This window comes from Microcoleus sp. Pol12B3, from assembly GCF_036701355.1.
Lineage (GTDB): Bacteria > Cyanobacteriota > Cyanobacteriia > Cyanobacteriales > Microcoleaceae > Microcoleus.
Genome location: NZ_JAUBQS010000015.1, coordinates 103,034 through 120,818 on the forward strand (window position 1 = coordinate 103,034; position 17,785 = coordinate 120,818).

At 46.4% G+C, this 17,785-nt stretch carries 16 protein-coding genes; 11 read left to right on the forward strand and 5 right to left on the reverse strand.

Features of this window, described 5'->3' with window-relative positions:
• Positions 1–104: 104 nt before the first annotated feature.
• The 3 genes from QUA53_RS10415 to QUA53_RS10425 form a co-directional block, all read right to left on the reverse strand.
• The gene (locus QUA53_RS10415; protein WP_333096770.1) at positions 105–1,109 is read right to left on the reverse strand and encodes a glycosyltransferase; all 1,005 of its coding nucleotides are present in this window, start codon (positions 1,107–1,109) and stop codon (positions 105–107) included.
• Positions 1,110–1,448: 339 nt separating this feature from the next.
• Positions 1,449–2,564, reverse strand: coding sequence for a phospho-N-acetylmuramoyl-pentapeptide-transferase (mraY, locus tag QUA53_RS10420; protein ID WP_333096771.1), 1,116 nt, complete (start codon positions 2,562–2,564; stop codon positions 1,449–1,451).
• Between the two features lie 130 nt (positions 2,565–2,694).
• Positions 2,695–2,934, reverse strand: a complete 240-nt coding sequence (locus QUA53_RS10425; protein ID WP_006631296.1) for a DUF3134 domain-containing protein — start codon at positions 2,932–2,934, stop codon at positions 2,695–2,697.
• A gap of 411 nt (positions 2,935–3,345) precedes the next feature.
• Here QUA53_RS10425 and QUA53_RS10430 point away from each other — a divergent pair, with 411 nt between their 5' ends.
• The 6 genes from QUA53_RS10430 (at position 3,346) to QUA53_RS10455 (ending at position 7,263) form a co-directional block, all read left to right on the forward strand.
• The gene (locus QUA53_RS10430) at positions 3,346–5,022 is read left to right on the forward strand and encodes a glycosyltransferase family 4 protein (RefSeq protein WP_333096772.1); all 1,677 of its coding nucleotides are present in this window, start codon (positions 3,346–3,348) and stop codon (positions 5,020–5,022) included.
• Between the two features lie 149 nt (positions 5,023–5,171).
• Entirely contained in the window at positions 5,172–5,756 is a 585-nt protein-coding gene (locus QUA53_RS10435) for a PAP/fibrillin family protein (protein ID WP_333096774.1), read from the forward strand.
• A 321-nt stretch (positions 5,757–6,077) separates the two neighbouring features.
• A complete protein-coding gene (locus QUA53_RS10440; RefSeq protein WP_333096775.1) occupies positions 6,078–6,302 on the forward strand; it encodes a hypothetical protein in 225 nt (74 codons plus the stop codon).
• Between the two features lie 327 nt (positions 6,303–6,629).
• Positions 6,630–6,923 (forward strand): DUF433 domain-containing protein, encoded by a 294-nt coding sequence (locus tag QUA53_RS10445; RefSeq protein ID WP_333096779.1) that lies wholly within the window; start codon positions 6,630–6,632, stop codon positions 6,921–6,923.
• Positions 6,920–7,102: a hypothetical protein gene (locus tag QUA53_RS10450; RefSeq protein ID WP_333096781.1), complete on the forward strand. Its 183-nt coding sequence runs from the start codon at positions 6,920–6,922 to the stop codon at positions 7,100–7,102. The genes QUA53_RS10445 and QUA53_RS10450 overlap by 4 nt, the downstream gene beginning before the upstream one ends.
• Positions 7,103–7,128: 26 nt before the next feature.
• The gene (locus QUA53_RS10455; RefSeq protein ID WP_333096782.1) at positions 7,129–7,263 is read left to right on the forward strand and encodes a hypothetical protein; all 135 of its coding nucleotides are present in this window, start codon (positions 7,129–7,131) and stop codon (positions 7,261–7,263) included.
• On the opposite strand, the gene QUA53_RS10460 is transcribed toward QUA53_RS10455, so the two are convergent.
• A complete protein-coding gene (locus QUA53_RS10460) occupies positions 7,245–7,424 on the reverse strand; it encodes a hypothetical protein (protein WP_333096784.1) in 180 nt (59 codons plus the stop codon). The genes QUA53_RS10455 and QUA53_RS10460 overlap by 19 nt on opposite strands.
• A gap of 6 nt (positions 7,425–7,430) precedes the next feature.
• Between QUA53_RS10460 and QUA53_RS10465 the strand changes: the two genes are divergently transcribed.
• The 4 genes from QUA53_RS10465 (at position 7,431) to QUA53_RS10480 (ending at position 15,746) form a co-directional block, all read left to right on the forward strand.
• Positions 7,431–8,246, forward strand: a complete 816-nt coding sequence (locus QUA53_RS10465) for a PD-(D/E)XK nuclease family protein (protein ID WP_333096786.1) — start codon at positions 7,431–7,433, stop codon at positions 8,244–8,246.
• 233 nt (positions 8,247–8,479) lie between these two features.
• Entirely contained in the window at positions 8,480–11,035 is a 2,556-nt protein-coding gene (locus tag QUA53_RS10470) for a DHH family phosphoesterase (RefSeq protein ID WP_333096788.1), read from the forward strand.
• A gap of 350 nt (positions 11,036–11,385) precedes the next feature.
• Positions 11,386–13,692, forward strand: a complete 2,307-nt coding sequence (locus QUA53_RS10475) for a serine/threonine phosphatase (RefSeq protein ID WP_333096790.1) — start codon at positions 11,386–11,388, stop codon at positions 13,690–13,692.
• An 812-nt stretch (positions 13,693–14,504) separates the two neighbouring features.
• Positions 14,505–15,746 carry a protein kinase domain-containing protein gene (locus QUA53_RS10480; RefSeq protein WP_333096792.1) on the forward strand — a complete coding sequence of 414 codons (1,242 nt, stop codon included), beginning with the start codon at positions 14,505–14,507 and terminating at the stop codon, positions 15,744–15,746.
• A gap of 172 nt (positions 15,747–15,918) precedes the next feature.
• Here the strand turns inward: QUA53_RS10480 and QUA53_RS10485 are convergent, their stop codons facing one another.
• On the reverse strand, positions 15,919–16,137 hold the full coding sequence (locus tag QUA53_RS10485; protein WP_006631282.1) for a DUF4327 family protein: 219 nt from the start codon (positions 16,135–16,137) through the stop codon (positions 15,919–15,921).
• A 636-nt stretch (positions 16,138–16,773) separates the two neighbouring features.
• On the opposite strand from QUA53_RS10485, the gene QUA53_RS10490 reads away from it, so the two are divergent.
• Positions 16,774–17,754, forward strand: a complete 981-nt coding sequence (locus QUA53_RS10490) for an aspartate carbamoyltransferase catalytic subunit (RefSeq protein ID WP_333037021.1) — start codon at positions 16,774–16,776, stop codon at positions 17,752–17,754.
• Positions 17,755–17,785: the final 31 nt, after the last annotated feature.

The window sequence follows — 17,785 nt, forward strand, 5'->3', positions numbered from 1 at the left end:
GTACCTATAAACTATACTTATACGTATATAGAGGGGCGGATTGCATGCAAAGGAATATTTGTCGATCGCAAGTGCGATCGAACAATCATTAATTGTCTAAAATATTAAAACCGCTCAATGTCCCAAGCTGCTAAAGAAAGTTTGGCTTGGCGCTGCCCCATCGACCTTGCCCTAACATTCAAAAGACCGATCGGCGTATTAAACAAATCTACCAGCTCGGCTGGGGCGCTCCTCTTCGAGGGCTTCGCTAACGCACTTTTGGCAGCACCCACAGGCAATTCCTTGAATAGCCATCTAGCCAGCCGATAACAATACTCCCCTGTTGTGAATTCTCGCATCAAATCGACACCGTGGAGTTCGTGCAAATATTTATTAGATTCGCCGTACCTATACCATTGACTTTGCAACTGTTTTATTGTAGAACGGTGGCGGTGTCGGACGATCGCATTTTCGGCAAAATACATTTTATAGGATGTTTCCCGCAAAATCCGCCAACACAAGTCAGCATCGCCACCACTGGTAAGGTAAGGGCGAAATAATCCTATTTGTTGTAAAACTAGCCTCCGTACAGCTAAATTTGCGGTTTGGGCGTAGGGACAAAAAGGGTGAGCGAGAGTATGTTTTTGAGATAAAGTATTTTGGCGCTCGGCGTGTTGTTCTAAGATAGTTTTACCGGGCAATGCGAGTATTTCCCCAGCGCTAATTCCTATTTGTAAGTCAACGAATGGCTTAACTAAATTTTCCAGCCAGTCAGATTTTGGGCGACAGTCTGCATCGGTAAATGCAATGATTTCACCTGTGGATGAGCGAATTCCTTGATTGCGGGCGGCGTAGGAACTTTGAATCTGATTTTCGGTGAGGTGGCGAATGGTTATTTGATTGAAATTGCTTTCTCCCCTTACCAAAGGGGGGACTGAGGGGGAGTTAAAGGCTGCTGTTTGGAGGATGGTTGAAGTGCGATCGTGACTGTTGTTGTCTACTAATAGATATTCTACTCTGTGTGGCGGATAAGTTTGCGATCGCAGGCACTCGATCAACTCCGGCAAATCCATCTCGCCGTTGTAAACAGGCACAACCACCGAAACCTCTGGTAAAAACGTTTTAGTCATTCACAAACAATCGTAAACGATAGCATAACTAATATTGAGTAAGATTAAACGAACCGCGAAGGCGCTAAGGAGGCTAAGGAAGATAAATAAGCAAATGTAGTTCTTCCTTTGTGTTATAAGCCTCTTCCCGGTTCTTCAAATAATTAAAAAGCGTTATTAAGTTCCCTTGCATTAACGGGAATATATATTGTCAAAATTATAACTTCCGAGCCTTAAACAGGCAAGATGCCTGTTCCACAAGAACCGAAGGCAGTTGTGGAACAGGCATCTTGCCTGTTTCTTTCAAATAGTAGAAAATATCTCTTACATCCCCTGTGCAATCCGTCAAGCAGTCCCTTCTCAACTGTTTCTTGTCAACATCAGAATCATTAACACTAACGCCCCATTAGTTAAATAAAAAATGCCAACAACCTGAGTTTCCAACCAGCCGCACAACTCTAAATGATGGTGCAGTGGAGCCATTCTTAACAGACGCTTGCCGATGCCATCAGGCCCTTTTGTAGCTTTGTAATAACCTACTTGAGCAATTACTGACAGCGTTTCTACAAAGAAAATCCCGCTGATAATTAATAATATCCAAAGGCTATTTGTTAATAAAGCTACCGCACCCAACGCACCACCCAAAGCTAAAGCCCCTGTATCGCCCATAAACACACTGGCTGGATTGCGATTGTGTGCTAGGAAACCGAAACAACTGCCGCTGATGCAAGCGCAAAAAATCATTAATTCTGGCGAAGTAGAGGCTACAGATGCACCTAATCCCAAAAGTGCGATCGCGCCCAAACCGCCCATCAATCCATCAACACCATCAGTAAGATTAGTAGCATTGCTTTCGGCAACTAGAACAAAACCAGCCAGTGGCCAAAACAGCAAACCTAATGGCAATACCCAACCGAAAGGCAAAGCAACATTTGTAGAAATAGCAGGTTGATGAAACATCAGCCACAGACAAAATAGAGCAGCAAAACTTATTTGCAAAGCCAATTTCATCCGAGGGGAAATACCTTTGTTCGACTTACGTCGCAGAATTTGCCAGTCATCGATCCAGCCAATGAAACCGTAAGCTAAAGTTAAAGCCGATACGGCAACAACATCTGAGTTAAACTTAGACCAAAGTAAAGCGACTGCTACCCCTGCCGGTACAAAAAATATGCCTCCCATTGTCGGCGTTCCCGCTTTTTTCAAGTGGGCTTGGGGGCCATCTTCGCGAATTATCTGTCCTGCTTTTAGTTGCTGGAGTACGGGCACAACTGCATAGCCCAACCCCGACGCAACTAAAGCACAAACAACTAGCGGGATAAATAGCGATGCAGGTAAATTCAAAAATCTATCCGCTGCTACATCTAAACCGATCGCTATAATGCCGAGCCCCAAACCCAGCAGCAGGAATAAATTCTTGCCTGTAAGTTTGAAAGGCAGACTAAAAGGGATTTTCTCATCCAAAAAGTTATCCATAACACTCCTCACCACACACTATTTGAGAATAAGCAATTGACAATGGGGGAATAGGGTGCGATACAGGAGATTGAGAAATCTCTTAGTTTTTCTTCCCTGTTTCCGGTTGATTTCTTCACCCTTCTACCCGTTATTCTTCGCCTACACTCACATCCTCTTCTACTTCCTCTTCTAAATCATCGTAAGGACTGTCGTCAACTGCCATAAGTTCAGAAATTTCTTCTTCGTGCAGATAGTCGGGTTCTTGGACATCCCTTGCTAACAGGCGATTGTTAGATTCCAACCAGTCTAAAAGAGAAGATTGCTGTTTTAATGGAATTACATCCGCAGGTAAGTGGCGAGGAATTTGACGCAGAGATGGATTGTACATGATTATCGGTTTTTAAAGACAAAGATGCGATCGAGTGAGGTAACGTTTTGCCGACGAACTGCTGCTTTGATCGAGCACTTGCAAATCGGGCATTTAGCAAGGCTAAAGCATTATACCACAGGCACTGTTTGGTTCCGGATCGGATAAGATGGGAGACCCAAAAGGCGATCGCCCCCAAGCATGGGCCTCAGAATAGCACTAAAATCCGGTCTTGCCAATCCTTCTTTAGCCGTAAGTATTGTAATCTAAGACGATCGTCTTTAAGATATCGCGGGACGCGCGGCGATCCTATTCTGCAATCTTCGCTAACGGCAAGGCGTTGATTCACAACAGTCTCCTGGTTTTTCATCAAAGCCTGAGCCCGCATGCCCTCTGGCTTCTTCAGTCAACTCTCAAGCAATAAATCTCAGAATGGATATAACGGCAGCAGTTTTATACAGCAAAGAGGGTTACCACACCGGAGGCAAAAAACTTCTGGGGCGTCATTCAGCCGGAGAAGGGTTTCTCAAAAGCTTAGTCCAACACGGAACCGCTGACTCTCTCTATTGTTGCGCCGATAGCGAAACAACCTTTAAGGAGTTTTGTTCGCATATCCAACCTTGGCTGCAAAAACCTCGGAAAGTCCGCTGGATTCCGATGGAACGACCGGATCTGCTATCTCAACCGGGGACAATTTACCGACCCGATCCGGTTCTGTCGCAGATTGTTTGGACCCGCAGATTTGTCGATCAGCGGGCCTACAGCGTTTGCGGCGTTACTCACACGATCGGTACAAAATACATCATGGGGGCGATCGGCGATTTGATCACCGCACCCATGCAGCCTTGGGACGCCCTGATCTGCACCTCTGCCGCCGTGAAAACAGCAGTAGAAGGAGTTATGACCGAGTGGTCTGAATATTTAGCCCAGCGCAACGGCGGTAAACCCGAAATTTTGGTCAAATTCCCCGTTATTCCCCTAGGAGTGGATTGCAGCGCGTTTCCGCAGGGTTTGGAAGCCGTTAATAGTCGCCGCCAACTGCGGCAAGAACTCGGCATTTCTCCCGAAGATATTGTTGTGTTATTTGTCGGTCGATTGACTTTTTCTGCAAAAGCTCATCCGGTACCCATGTACATCGCCCTAGAACGGGCATCACAACACACAAAAGCCAAAATCCACTTAATTCAAGCCGGTTGGATCGAAGATCCGAGAGAAGAACCCGACTTTAAAAATAGCGCACAAATATTTTGTCCGTCGGTGAATGCTATTTTTTTAGATGGCAGACAGCCCGAAATTAGAATAAATATTTGGTCTGCAGCCGACATTTTCATTTCGCTTTCCGACAACATTCAAGAATCCTTCGGACTGACACCAATAGAAGCCATGGCGAACGGACTGCCTGCCATAGTCTCCGATTGGAACGGATACAAAGAATCTGTACGCCACGAAATAGACGGCTTCCGCATTCCCACACTCATCCCGCCCCCAGAATCTTGTTTAGATTTAGCCCTAAATTATCTTGACGGCAGCTTAAATTGGCCGACTTACATGGGTCACACTTCCCTCGCCACAGCAGTTGACATTGATGCTTGCACCCTGGCATTGTGCCAATTAATTGAAAACCCCGAATTGAGAAAGCGGATGGGGGAAAATGCCCGACAAAGGGCGAGGGAAATTTATGATTGGAAAGTAGTAATTGCTGCTTACGAACAATTGTGGCGGGAATTAGCAGAAATTCGCCTGGCGGCACCGGAGTCAGCACCTTTAAAACCTGGGAAGCCGCCTTATCCCCTAGGCGACGATCCGTTTCGGGTATTGGGTAATTATGCGACTAGAAGTTTAAGCAATGAGATGATGCTGAGTCTGGGTGCGATCGCCACACCAGAACTTTTAAAGCAGGTACAGACAATTAGGTTTACCAGTTTTGGTGAGGATAGGAGAAGATCTGTTAGCATTCAGATGGAGATCTTGGATACAATTAAGCAAGAAGGTGCGATCGGCGTGGGGGAAGTTATCCGGCGCTACGTTAAAAACGAGCAAGAATTAGCCTACCTGTATCGGACTCTGCTTTATTTGGTGAAATTTGATATCTTAGTGATTAGTTCTTAGTCCTCGGCGATTGAAATCGCGTCTCCACAAACTTTCGTCCCTCTCGCTTGAGACTAAAGAGAATATCGGTCTGACTTTTGCCTCAAGTGCGATAATTAATCACTGTATCCCTCTCCAAATCCGTGTCATGTTTTCATTATAAAAAAACTATGCTTAGAAAATCTGCACTCTTAGAGATAATAGCTGGTAAGAATCGAGGTTTGCTGGCTACTCCCACCGACAAACAAGCGATTTTAAGCGCGATCGCCCAATTGGAAGATTACAACCCCACACCGCGCCCTATCGAAGCCGCAGAGCTTTTAAATGGTGACTGGCGGTTATTGTACACTACCAGCCGCGACCTGCTGAATCTTGACAGTTTTCCCTTGGTGAAATTGGGTCAAATTTATCAATCTATCCGCGTCAAAGAATCTAAAATTTATAACATTGGCGAACTTTACGGCTTGCCTTATTTGGAAGGAATTGTCAGTGTAGCTGCGAGATTTGAGCCAACTTCCGAACGGCGAGTGCAAGTGAAGTTTGAGCGGTCTATAGTAGGTTTAAGCAGGTTGATTTGCTATGAATCTCCGGGGAAGTTTATCGATGAGATTGAGTCGGGTAAAAAGTTCGCTGCTGTAGATTTCGGGCTGGATACTCGCGAACAGCAGGGATGGCTGGATATCACTTATTTGGATAAAGATTTGCGGATTGGACGGGGGAATAAAGACAGCGTATTTGTATTGACAAAAGAGTGATTTTGTGATGTGTGATAAAGTGCGATCGCCACTTAACTCATTCTCAATTTATCTTTCTTTCATCCGCGTTTATCCGCGTGCATCTGCGGTAAAAAATCAACAATATATCACTTTTGCAAACAATTCAACACTTACTAAAACCCTCAAATCCATAGCCGATAAAAGCTTCAGATAGGATAACCGTTAAAACTTAGCGTTAAGAATTGACAATTGACAATAATTGTGATATGTGCTTGAATTTTAATGGAAAAGGCGTTAGTACATTCCCGCCAAGAAACTTACTAACGCCTTTTGTGTACTCCTTACGAATACAACACGATTATGCCACAAAACGGTTATCAACAGGGATTCGCAGCGAATCCTGGGGCAATCGCGTACCAAAAACGGCTGTACCCTTGGGCGCTCGCCAAACTCATGCCCAGTATGCAGCGGGCGATTGTGGGGCGATTTCGCAGTCGATCGGATGCTGACGGGCACTTGCTGTGTCTGCGTCAACTGATGCCTCAAGCAACGCTTGTCGTAGTCTTTGAATTACAGCCAAACTAAAAGGAGGGTCTAACCCCCGTGGTTGCCCCTCTAAGAGTAGGGTAGACATGGAAGCATTACCCCCCTGCAAGTTGTTCACAATTCATACAAAATTGCTATATCAGCAATGCGAAATTTCCGATGCCCTTGAGGGATTGCCAAGTGCTTTACTATCGGAGACTTGGCAACTTTTAAATGAGGGAAATAGGAAGCCGGCGATGTGGTTTGCTCAACAAATTGGGAAGTTGTAGAGAGGTTGGCGAAAAGTGCCATCGCTCTTAATTTTTTACACACTTATAGCCTCAATCATAACATATAATAAAAATATATCTCCCGTGTTAATCTGCAATGAATGTACAATCTGTTTCGCGTTATGTCGCACGTCACCCTGAAATTTTGCAAAGGGAACCAATTATCGCAGGAACAAGGACTTCCGTTCGGGCGATCGTGGAATTGTGGCGTTTGGGTATTACTCCTGAAGAAATCCCCATGCACTTACCTCACCTGAAATTAGCTCAAATTTTTGACGCTCTGAGCTTTTATTTGGATAACCAGGAAGAAATAAATACTTATATTGAGCGCAATCGAATTCCTGAAGAATTGATTCATCCTGCTGTTAAAGCTGCAATGAGAAAGCCGTGAAACTGTTTGCAACTATTTATACAGATGAAGATGTTTCTAGGCTTGTAGCTACTTTACTGCTGGCTAGAGGGTTCGATGTGACGACAACCAGCGAACAGAGAATCCTGAGTAAATCCGATAGCCAACAATTAGCTTACGCAGCATCTATTGAGCGATGTTTCTCACCCATAATCGCGTAGACTTTGAGCGACTGCATCTAGATTATATGAAAGAAGAAAAACAACATTCTGGGATTATTGTAATTCCTCAAAAGAATGCCTATGAGATTGCTCAACGGGTTGCCATTTTATTAAATACGCTAACGGCTGATGAAATCGCTAATCAGCTTTTATATGTATAAAGCGATCGCACTTTGGAAAGCAAAGGGCGATCGCACTCTCCTCCAAAAACGCGATAGCTCGCTAATTTATCTGCTTTTATCTCCGTCCATCTGCCAACATCTGCGGTTAAAAAAATATCTATACCCCTTACAGTCATAAAAAATCTAAAATCTAAAATCATAAAAAAATGCTCCGACTCTCCCAAACCCAACTCAAAATCCTCGAAGAATGCCCCCGCAAATTCCAACACAGCTATCTCGAACTACTCGCCACCACCGCCTCCCCAGAGCACAAAGAAAAACTCACATGGGGAAGCCACTTTCACCTATTAATGCAGCAGCGAGAACTCGGACTTCCCATTGAATTTATCATCCAACAAGACCCCGAACTAGGACGGTGTGTGGCAGCATTTATCAACACCGCACCCGAACTTTTCGCCCATTCAGAAAATAGCGATCGCATTTTCCGCCAAGCCGAACACCCCCGCACCCTAATTTTCCAAGACTACCTATTCACCGTTATCTATGACTTGCTAATAGCAGAACCAAACGCAGCCCAAATTCTCGACTGGAAAACCTATCCCCGTCCTCAAAAATCAAAATGGATAGCCGAAAGTTGGCAAACTCGCCTCTATTTATACGTCTTAGTAGAAACCAGCGATTATTCCCCCGAACAAGTTTCCATGACATACTGGTTCGTACAATTGCAAGGAGAAGAACCGCCGCAAAAACTCACATTTTATTATAGCCAAACAGAACACGATCGCACAAAACAAGATTTAGCCCACCTATTGCAGCAGCTAACCGACTGGCGACAGCGCTATACCGAAGGCGGCGAATTCTTACCCCAAGTAGAAATTAGTTCCAATCTTTGCGATTCCTGTCAATTTGCCACTCGCTGCAACCGCACACCAGACACAAAAACTCCCTCACCATATCTTCTCGCAGAAACTCCCACAGATTGGCTACCAAATCTTGCTATAATCGACGAAATATTTATTTAATATATAAACAAGCCCCCATATTTTACTCGTTACTAGGCTCTGCCTGGTAACGCCTATACGGAGGCTCTGCCTCCAATTTTCCCGATATTAAGCGAGGCAGAGCCTCTGGAAATCGGTTCCCAGGCAGAGCCTGGGAACCAGTTAGTCGCTTAAGTTTTATTTAACATACAAACAAGCCCCTGGATTCATCTGTGGTCACAATCTAAAATCTAAAATCTAAAATCTAAAATCGAATGACAGAAACCCCTCAAAACTGGCAAAATCAACTCTTACCCCAACCCCCGGCTTGGCTGATCGAAGCTGTCAGAAACCACGCACCAGAACTCCCCGGAAACTATGCCGCCGCACTTCTGTGGTATAGAGGAATTCACAATCCCGAACAAATACCCGGTTTCTTAAATCCCAAACTTTATCAACCTGCAAGTCCCTTTGAATTCGGACTAGAAATGAACTGGGCGATAGAAAGAATCAAGCAAGCACGAAACAGCGGTGAAAAAGTCGCAATTTGGGGAGACTTCGACGCCGACGGTATTACCTCAACTTCCGTACTTTGGGACGGACTGGGAGAATTTTTTGCTCAAAATGACCAACTAATTTATTATATTCCCAACCGTTTAACCGAATCTCACGGACTCAACATCCCGGGAATAGATGTCTTAGCAAAATCTGGAATTAGCTTAATTATTACCTGTGATACTGGCAGTACAAACATCGCCGAAATCGAATACGCCACCAGCTTAAATATCGATACAATTATCACCGACCATCATACATTACCTGACCATCGCCCGCCAGCTACAGCTATTATCAACCCCCGCTATTTCCCCCCAAACCACCAACTATTTAACCTTTCAGGAGTTGGAGTAGCTTACAAATTAGTTGAAGCCTTATATCACACATTACCGGATATTCCGCAGCGCCCGCTCATAGATTTATTAGAATTAGTAGCGATCGGGTTAATTGCCGATTTAGTCCAACTTACAGGAGACAGCCGCTATCTAGCACAAATCGGCATCCAACAACTGCAAAAACAAATCGCAAATCCCACCCGCCCAGGAGTTGCAAAATTGCTCGAATTGTGCAAAAGATCGGGCGATCGCCCAACCGACATTTCCTTCGGCCTCGGCCCCCGCATCAACGCCGTCAGCCGCATTCAAGGCGATGCCAGCTTCTGCGTAGAACTCCTCACCAGCCGCGACAAAAAACGCTGCGAAGAACTAGCAAATTTAACCGAAATTGCCAACTCCCGGCGCAAATCTTTACAAAAAGATGTTGCCAAAGATGCCGCCAACAAATTAGCCAAACTCGACCTCTCAACTACTAGCGTCATCGTCCTCAGCGACCCCCAATGGCCCGTAGGTGTATTAGGATTAGTAGCGGGACAAATCGCCCAAGAATACGGTCGCCCCGTGATTTTATTCAGCACAGAAGGAAGCGAAAAAATTAATGAAAATCCCCCGGAAATCCTATTTACCTCCTTCTTAGATGCTGAATCACCCACACTTTCACCATCCAAAATTGCCAGGGGTTCGGCGCGTTCCGCCAATCAAATCGACCTTTACCAATTAGTCAAAGACCAAGCGCATTTATTGCACAGATTTGGCGGTCATCCTTTCGCCGCCGGATTGAGTCTCCCTGTTGAAAATATCCCCCTATTTACGGATGCGATAAATCAGCAACTGCGACAACAATACAGCACCGATAGTTTAACAGCAGCCCCTGTTCAAGCCGACCTAAAAATTACTGTCTCCGAATTAGGAAAGGACTTATTTCAAGAATTAAAATTGCTCGAACCTTGCGGCATGGGCAACCCCGCCCCCAAATTGCTGATTAAAAACTGCTGGTTTGACAATCTGTGGAATCAAAAAATCAAGGACTTGAAAGGGCAAAAAGTAGAATATATCAAAACAGAATTTACAATTAGAGATGAATCTAGCGATACGGGATTTCCCGGCATTTGGTGGGGACACAATCAAAATGAAGTTCCCCAAGGCCGGTGCGATGTCACCGTTGAACTCGATTTTAATACTTACAAATCGCGGTATGAAGTGCGCCTCGTATCAGTGCAAGAACGCACCGAAGACAACAAAATAAATTCCCAGACTCAAATAGATTGGATTGTAGACTGGCGCAATAGAAATAACGATGAAGAGTTGTTAGCAGCCAGCACAAACTTACAATCTCAAATGCCGATCGACAATCTAGCTTACAATTCCGAAATGGTCGATCGCCAAAACTCGATCGTCCTCAAAGAATGCCCCGCAAGCTGGGACGAATTGCGGATCTGGTTTCGGCAAGCACAGCACACTCAGAAAAAACTCGCGATCGCCTATACATTACCCCCACTCGTACCCCCACAGCAAATCTGCCAACAGCTAATCGGCATCGCCAAATACCTCAGCCGCACCAAAAGACCCGTCACCAGACAGCAACTAACCCAAAAACTCGGCATCAGCGACACATCGCTGCAACTGGGGTTTAAAACCCTAACATCTCTCGGTTTCAAAATCAATTACCGCGATCGAGCTTTCCACATCGCCAGACAACCCGAAACCGCACAGCAGCAAGACGCGCCCGATCAAATCCCCAAACCCTTATTAGATAGCCAATCCATTCAATTCTCAGTACCAAATTCCCCGATTGCCGCCCGTTTTGCAGCGCAATTCCTAGCAGCAGTCTCCGAAGAACAATTCCGGCGGAAATATTTCTGTGAAGTACCCCTCTCCACCATTGTTTCGATCGCGCGAGAAACCGTTTTCCAAGAAGATTCTACAGCAATTCCCTTCTAACTGAGATATTGCACCATTGTTAAGCATAGGCAGGATGCCCCTTCCACTCATGAGATAGCTTTGCTTATGGGTTACACACGCTGTTACCACTGGTGGGGCTGGCTTTTGGGCCCCAGAAGCGAGAGAAATTTTTGTGGGTCTGGCTTAAGAGGTCTATTCCTGACACGGCGGCAACATCTCAGTTCTAAGAAATATCTTAGTTCTGAATTCATCCCGATAAAATAAGGCATAGGGCAATGCGAGTTATCCGTTGCGAGTCAGGCCCAAAACTCATAACTCCTAACTCACAGCCCAAAACCCAAAACTCCTCACCGCCAAACTCGATCGCCCATCTCCAATTTAAAACCCCTATGCTTCTCTGTCCCCGCTGCCAATTTGAAAATCCCAATCCAAACAAGTTTTGTCAACAATGCGGAAATTCCCTAATTTACAAACCTTGCCACGAATGCGGTGCCCAAGTCGCTTTTAGCGCCAAAGAATGTCAGAATTGCGGCGTCGCAACAGGTCAAGTGTGGCGGGCCATTATCTGCGGTCGATCGAATTTTCCAGCAGTCGAGCCAGACGAGTCAACCCTACCCCCAGCCGAGTTTCCACAAAAACCAGACATAGTTCCAGAAATCGCATCGCCCCAAAACTCTCCTGAAGCAATCACAGACGCCATTAAAACAGAAATTACCACCCCAGCCGAACCCCCAACAGCAGTCGCACCAACTTCTCCACAGACCGAAGTCCCCGAATTCAGCAGCCCAGAAATAGACGCTGTGGTAGCCGTGGGGGCGATCGCACCAGCATCCTTTCAAACAACAGAAAAAAGCTCTACTACCGCACCAGAGCGCGAAATAACCCCATCTGAACAGAATTTTACAACCGCACCACAGCCTAAACAAATCCAGGAAGCAACCGAGAACCCCCACAGCCCAAACATAGCTGACACCTCCCCTCCATCTCCAGAATTCCCCATCCCCAATTCAGAATATTTAATCCCTTCCCAGCCAGCCGGAGCTTATTTAGACACTCAGCAGCGCTACCAACTCCTAGAAACCGTGCCGCCGAGAAAACGCTCAGACACAGTAGCAGTAACAGTATTGGACTGTCAGCCGCTGGAAATGTCACCCCTCAAAGCCATGCTAGCAGCCAACTCTGCTAGCGTCGCCAGACGAACATCCCCCTATACCGCAGCAATCACAGGCGGAGAAAATTCAACCAATTCCGCCTTAGCAGAGCTTTGCCAAGGCATAGCTGAACCTTATCTGGCACTTCGGTGGCAATTCTCTCAAAACCTGCCAGTCATTCACGATAGCTGGTCAGACAACGAACAGGCAGTCCTGCTGCTAGAAGACTGCTCCCAATGGCCGCTGCTGGTAGAACGGTGGAGTCAACCCGAAACTTCCACCCAGCAAATTTTATACTGGCTGCACGAAATGACAGAACTCTGGGCTGCCCTAGAACCCTGGCGCTGTCGGCAAAGCTTGTTGGAACTGACAAATTTGCGAGTCAACCCCGACTCTTCCTTTTCCTTGGCTTCTTTGCGGCTGCAATACCTCTATCCCGAACCGGCAGGCTCAAACCTGCAACTGGTAGATTTGGGGCAACTGTGGCAGGTGATATTTAGCCAGTCCGATCATCATCGCACTCAGTTTGGCGCCTTCCTCGAACTGCTGCAACAAATGTACAGAGGCGAGATTAACACAATCGAAGAATTGCGATCGCGCCTAGAAACAGTTCCCCTCGAACTCCAACCCGCACCTTCACCAAGCTCAACCCCGACGCGCCGGCCTTTCCGCGGCACCGACGAGTCGCACCCCGACGTTGGCGAAGTATTAACCCAGCCCATGCCACTCCAGATTTACAGCTTAGAAGACGCAGGCCTCACCGATGTTGGCCGCACGCGCGACCACAACGAAGACTTCTTCAGCATCTGGACTCAGCTAAACAAACTCGAAAGTTCCTTCGGTCGTATTTTTCAAACCAAAGGGCTTTACATTCTCTGCGACGGCATGGGCGGACACGACAGCGGAGAAGTAGCCAGTCAACTAGCCGCTGAAACTCTCAGAGAATTCTTTCAAACCCGTTGGGAAAATCAACTACCTCCGGCAGACACCATCCGCGAGGGAGTCCTGCTAGCCAACAAAGCCATCTTTGAAATCAATCAAAAGGACGGACGCTCCGGCAGCGCCCGCATGGGTACAACTCTAGTCGCAGTCTTAGTTCAAGACACCCAATTCGCCGTTGCCCACGTCGGCGACAGCCGCCTCTACCGACTGAGAAAGGGACAAACCCTAGAAAAAATCACCTCCGACCACGAAGTTGGGCAGCGCGAAATAAAGCGCGGGGTTGACCCGGAAACTGCTTATGCCCGTCCCGACGCCTATCAACTAACTCAAGCCATCGGCCCGCGAGACAGTAATTTTCTCAAGCCTGACGTGCAGTTTTTAGACTTGTGCGAAGATACTTTGTTGATTTTGGCTTCCGACGGCCTGACAGATAATGATTTGTTGGAAACTCACTGGCAGAACACTCTCGAACCCCTGTTCAATCCCCAAGCCGATCTCGACCAGGGAGTTGCCCAGTTGATTGAACTCGGCAACAAACGCAACGGTCATGACAATATCACGGCAATTATCATTCGGGCGCAGGTAGGCGCATTTCGATTTTAGAATTTGGATGCTGCCAACTTTTTCAAAGGTGGCACATTCCCCCTGTGACGGCATGGGTTAAACCTGCAACTGTTGCAGAGAAAAAAAACAGATTCTGCCGTTTCCGGGCAACGTTTTACTGCTCGCTCTGTTTTCTAGGTATCCGGTGTTAAAACAGCTTAGGTTTGAGTGTTCAAAAACTGATTACAGACCCATACGATTGCAGAAAAGCTGTGAAGTACCAACCATTTATCCGTAGCCTTAATTTTGAGATTTTGTTCCGGGAATCTACCGGAAAAAGTATCTTGATAGTAAGTTGATTCATCATAGTTGAAAGAGCTTTCACTTAAAAAAATAGTTAGTATAATGAAAAAAAAATAACTAAAATGAAGTGAGTCATCAGGCGGGATGATGCAAAATCTGTTTTATACTAGATCGCTATCGGGGCAAGGTGGACATAGGTGGGAAGTGTCAGCCCTACATATATGTGGGGCTGACATCACAATCTGCTGCTACATCAAATTTACGTAAAAGCTTAGGGATTGTTTACTTAGTTTTTGGTGTTGCAATTGTTAAATCGATCGACTGTGTTTTAAGGGGCGATAGACACCTCACAAATTTTATGAATAATTGTTCCCAAAAAACTATTTATAAATTCATGGTTTATGGAATATTTAATCACAATCAGGATATTATAAAGGTTTAGTGAAACTCACCTGTAAAGCTCATAATTAATTTTTAATCTCTAATTTTTCAAAGCCCTACGCCCCTAATCTGTAAGTTTCCGCCAACTCTCACTGCCACATCAGGGAGTTCAACCACATCAATCGAAAATGCTGCTGACTCTTTTAGATCCAGACAAACAGACCCCCCTGCAACAGTGGAGTTTCGAGAGCGAATCCATTATTCGCATCGGCCGCTCTCCTGAAAATCACGTTGTGATCCCCAATGCTCTAGTGTCGCGGCAGCATCTGGAATTGCAAAGAGTTAATAGCGGGAGAGCCAGCCAGTGGTACTTAGTCAATTCCGGGACAAATGGCACTTTGGTGAACGGTATTCTCATGTCTCAGGGTTGGATATCCGACGGTGCCCTGATCCAGTTGGCGCGGGGCGGTCCAATTCTGCATTTCCAAGTGGTTACTATTGAAGTCGGTGGCAAGATTGAGGCGAACCCCACCGTCAATCTCGTGGCACCGAGGTGTACCCACGCGGGAAACCCGCCGGGGAATTTATTCTGCATCCACTGCGGCGAACCGATTAAAGTCGATCGCACAGTCCGTCACTACCAAGTGCTGCGAACTTTGGGGCAAGGCGGTATGGGGACAACCACTTTAGCCTGGGATCGAGATAAAGCGAAAGCTCAACAACCCGGAAGTTCCCCCGCAGCTTCTCTGGTAGTCCTCAAGGAAATGAATGCTGATATGGCTCAAATAGTCAAAGCTCAAGAACTGTTTGAACGTGAAGCTAAAACTCTCAAGGCCCTCCACCATCCGGGAATTCCTCAGTTTTTTGACTTTTTTGTGGAAGGGGGCAAAAAATACTTGGTGATGGAAATGCTCCACGGCGAGGATTTAGAAAAACGCATCTACAACCGCGGGCCTGTTGCTCCCCAACAAGCAATAGAGTGGATGATCCAAACCTGTGAGGTTTTGGACTACATTCACTCTCAAAAACCCCCGATCGTCCACCGGGATATTAAACCTGCTAATTTGCTGGTGCGCCACCGCGACAATTGCATTACAGTGCTGGATTTTGGTGCCGTTAAAGAAATCGGCACTCCTCCAGGGACTCGCATCGGCGTTGAAGGCTACACCGCACCAGAACAAGACCGGGGACAGCCTCTCCCTCAGTCGGATTTATATGCTATTGGACCTACTTTGATTTTTTTGCTGACGGCCCAAAGCCCTCAAAACTTTTACGGCAAAATAGCTGGAGGTTACGGGTTTAAGCTCGAAAATATTCCGACCATCGCCCCCAAGCTGCGGGAGACCATTTTGCGAACCACGGCAGCTAAGCCTGGGGATCGCTTTCAAACTGCTCAACAATTAGCTCGAGCTTTAGCAGCTTCCCTTTAATAGAAGTCAAAAGTCACAAGTCAAAAGTCACAAGTCAAAAATCACAAGTTATTAGGAAGAGGGCAAAGGGAAAAGGGAAGAGGGAAGAAGCTAGCAACGGAAATTTATGAAAGAAAATTTACCCGATCGCCTCGAAATTTCTCTTCGACACCCCAGTCCTCCATCTCCTCTGTTATTCCTCGTCCCAAGCTTCTACAGCTATCAACTCGCTCACGGGGTCTTGCATAGAAAAATCAAACTCTAGCAATTGCTGTTTCCAGTACGGCCATTCGTCGCCGTAAAGCAGAGCTATTTTCCAAATACTGTCTGTCGGTTTGATAATGTCAGACGTGACGAGAGAATGCACCTGACGCTGGAACTTAACCATCGGCTGTATAACCTGCTGGCTCATAATACCTCTTGAATTGTTTAAATCTTGTGTAATTACCACTTCCCAGCTCTCACTTTTTACCGCAGTTTCGCCAAGAACAGTCTCGCCAAGATACGTGTAGATTTTTGTCGGGAAGCTACATATTCAACTTGTATCTTAACAGAGTTCGTTTTGACAAGGGCCTATAAGCAGGACTGAAGAGTCAAGACCGACTTCAAAGAATTAATCATCTTTAAAATGTCCCGCTATATGCTGTCGATCGACAGTGGGAGGTTGGCCGCCTCGATTGTTTCCACATAGTGGTAGATGCAAGGGCTGCGTTCGGGTTGTTCTTGACAAGGCTGAGTTTGCGTAGGAGAAACTGCAACTACTCTTTCGCTGCTAGAGCGTAATTTCCGCTTTCCTGCGGGTAAACCACACCTGTTTCGCCTTCGACGCTGGGTTCGCTGTGAGAGTCGGTTCTGAGCTACATAAACTGATTATAACTCTACTCACCGCAAAAGCGATCGAAAATTGTTGGATACTGTTAATCGCCACCCCTAAATGTCGATCGAACATTCAAAGGCGACAGCAGAGCGGGCGTACCAGCAAGTTCCAAACCCATCGTCCGTCCTGATTGAGTCAATCTAAAATCTAAAATCTAAAATCTAAAATTGTATGACTTGGACAAGGCGACACATTCTCACTCTGGCTGATTTTACCTCGGACGAATACGATACGGTGCTGCAAACTGCAGCCAGTTTTCGGGAGGTGCTCGGCCGCCGCACGAAGAAAGTGCCGGCCCTGCAGGGTCAAGTGGTCGCGAATTTGTTTTTTGAACCTTCTACCCGGACTCGCAATAGTTTTGAGTTGGCGGCGAAGCGGCTGTCGGCGGATACGCTAAATTTTACGCCGGGAAGTTCTTCTCTAACGAAGGGGGAGACGATTCTGGATACGGCTAAGACTTATCTGGCGATGGGAACGGATTTGATGGTAATCCGGCACGAACAAGCTGGAGTTCCCAGCACGATTGCTTCGGAAATGGATCGCTTGGGTTCGAGAGTCAGCGTTCTGAATGCTGGAGACGGCCAGCACGAACACCCATCGCAAGGTTTGCTAGACTTATTTACTATTTGTGCTCTGTTAGATACCGAACGTCCGCGGCTGGAACTTTTAGCGGGCAAAAAAATTGCTGTGGTGGGGGATATCTTGCATTCGCGGGTTGCTAGGTCTAATATTTGGAGTTTAACGGCTTCTGGGGCAGAGGTTCATTTGGCCGGGCCGCCAACTTTGCTACCGCTGTTGTTTGCTGAGTGTGGCGATGGTAGGGAAGGCAAGTTATTTTTGCATTGGCAGCTTGAACCTGCTTTGGCCGATGCTGATTTTGTGATGACTTTGCGGCTGCAAAAGGAACGGATGAGCGACCATTTGCTGCCGAGTTTACGAGAGTACCATTCTTTGTACGGGATTACGCGCGATCGACTGAAACTCTGCAAGCCTGATGTGAAGGTGTTGCACCCTGGTCCGGTTAACCGGGGCGTGGAAATTAGTTCGGATTTGATGGACGATGCCCAGTTTAGCCTGATTTCTCAGCAAGTTACCAGTGGGGTGGCGGTGCGGATGGCATTACTTTATCTAATTGGCGGCGGTAAAGTTTAGGCTGTTAGTTTTTAGTCAGGAATTTCGGATA

Coding starts and splice junctions, on each gene's coding strand:
- QUA53_RS10445 (WP_333096779.1), top strand. CDS start 6,630: ATGAATGTACAATCTGTTTCGCGTTATGTCGCACGTCACCCTGAAATT.
- QUA53_RS10455 (WP_333096782.1), top strand. CDS start 7,129: ATGAAAGAAGAAAAACAACATTCTGGGATTATTGTAATTCCTCAAAAG.
- QUA53_RS10485 (WP_006631282.1), bottom strand. CDS start 16,137: ATGAGCCAGCAGGTTATACAGCCGATGGTTAAGTTCCAGCGTCAGGTG.
- QUA53_RS10465 (WP_333096786.1), top strand. CDS start 7,431: ATGCTCCGACTCTCCCAAACCCAACTCAAAATCCTCGAAGAATGCCCC.
- QUA53_RS10425 (WP_006631296.1), bottom strand. CDS start 2,934: ATGTACAATCCATCTCTGCGTCAAATTCCTCGCCACTTACCTGCGGAT.
- QUA53_RS10480 (WP_333096792.1), top strand. CDS start 14,505: ATGCTGCTGACTCTTTTAGATCCAGACAAACAGACCCCCCTGCAACAG.
- QUA53_RS10435 (WP_333096774.1), top strand. CDS start 5,172: ATGCTTAGAAAATCTGCACTCTTAGAGATAATAGCTGGTAAGAATCGA.
- QUA53_RS10430 (WP_333096772.1), top strand. CDS start 3,346: ATGGATATAACGGCAGCAGTTTTATACAGCAAAGAGGGTTACCACACC.
- QUA53_RS10415 (WP_333096770.1), bottom strand. CDS start 1,109: ATGACTAAAACGTTTTTACCAGAGGTTTCGGTGGTTGTGCCTGTTTAC.
- QUA53_RS10470 (WP_333096788.1), top strand. CDS start 8,480: ATGACAGAAACCCCTCAAAACTGGCAAAATCAACTCTTACCCCAACCC.
- QUA53_RS10440 (WP_333096775.1), top strand. CDS start 6,078: ATGCCACAAAACGGTTATCAACAGGGATTCGCAGCGAATCCTGGGGCA.
- QUA53_RS10490 (WP_333037021.1), top strand. CDS start 16,774: ATGACTTGGACAAGGCGACACATTCTCACTCTGGCTGATTTTACCTCG.
- QUA53_RS10460 (WP_333096784.1), bottom strand. CDS start 7,424: ATGATTTTAGATTTTAGATTTTTTATGACTGTAAGGGGTATAGATATT.
- mraY (WP_333096771.1), bottom strand. CDS start 2,564: ATGGATAACTTTTTGGATGAGAAAATCCCTTTTAGTCTGCCTTTCAAA.
- QUA53_RS10475 (WP_333096790.1), top strand. CDS start 11,386: ATGCTTCTCTGTCCCCGCTGCCAATTTGAAAATCCCAATCCAAACAAG.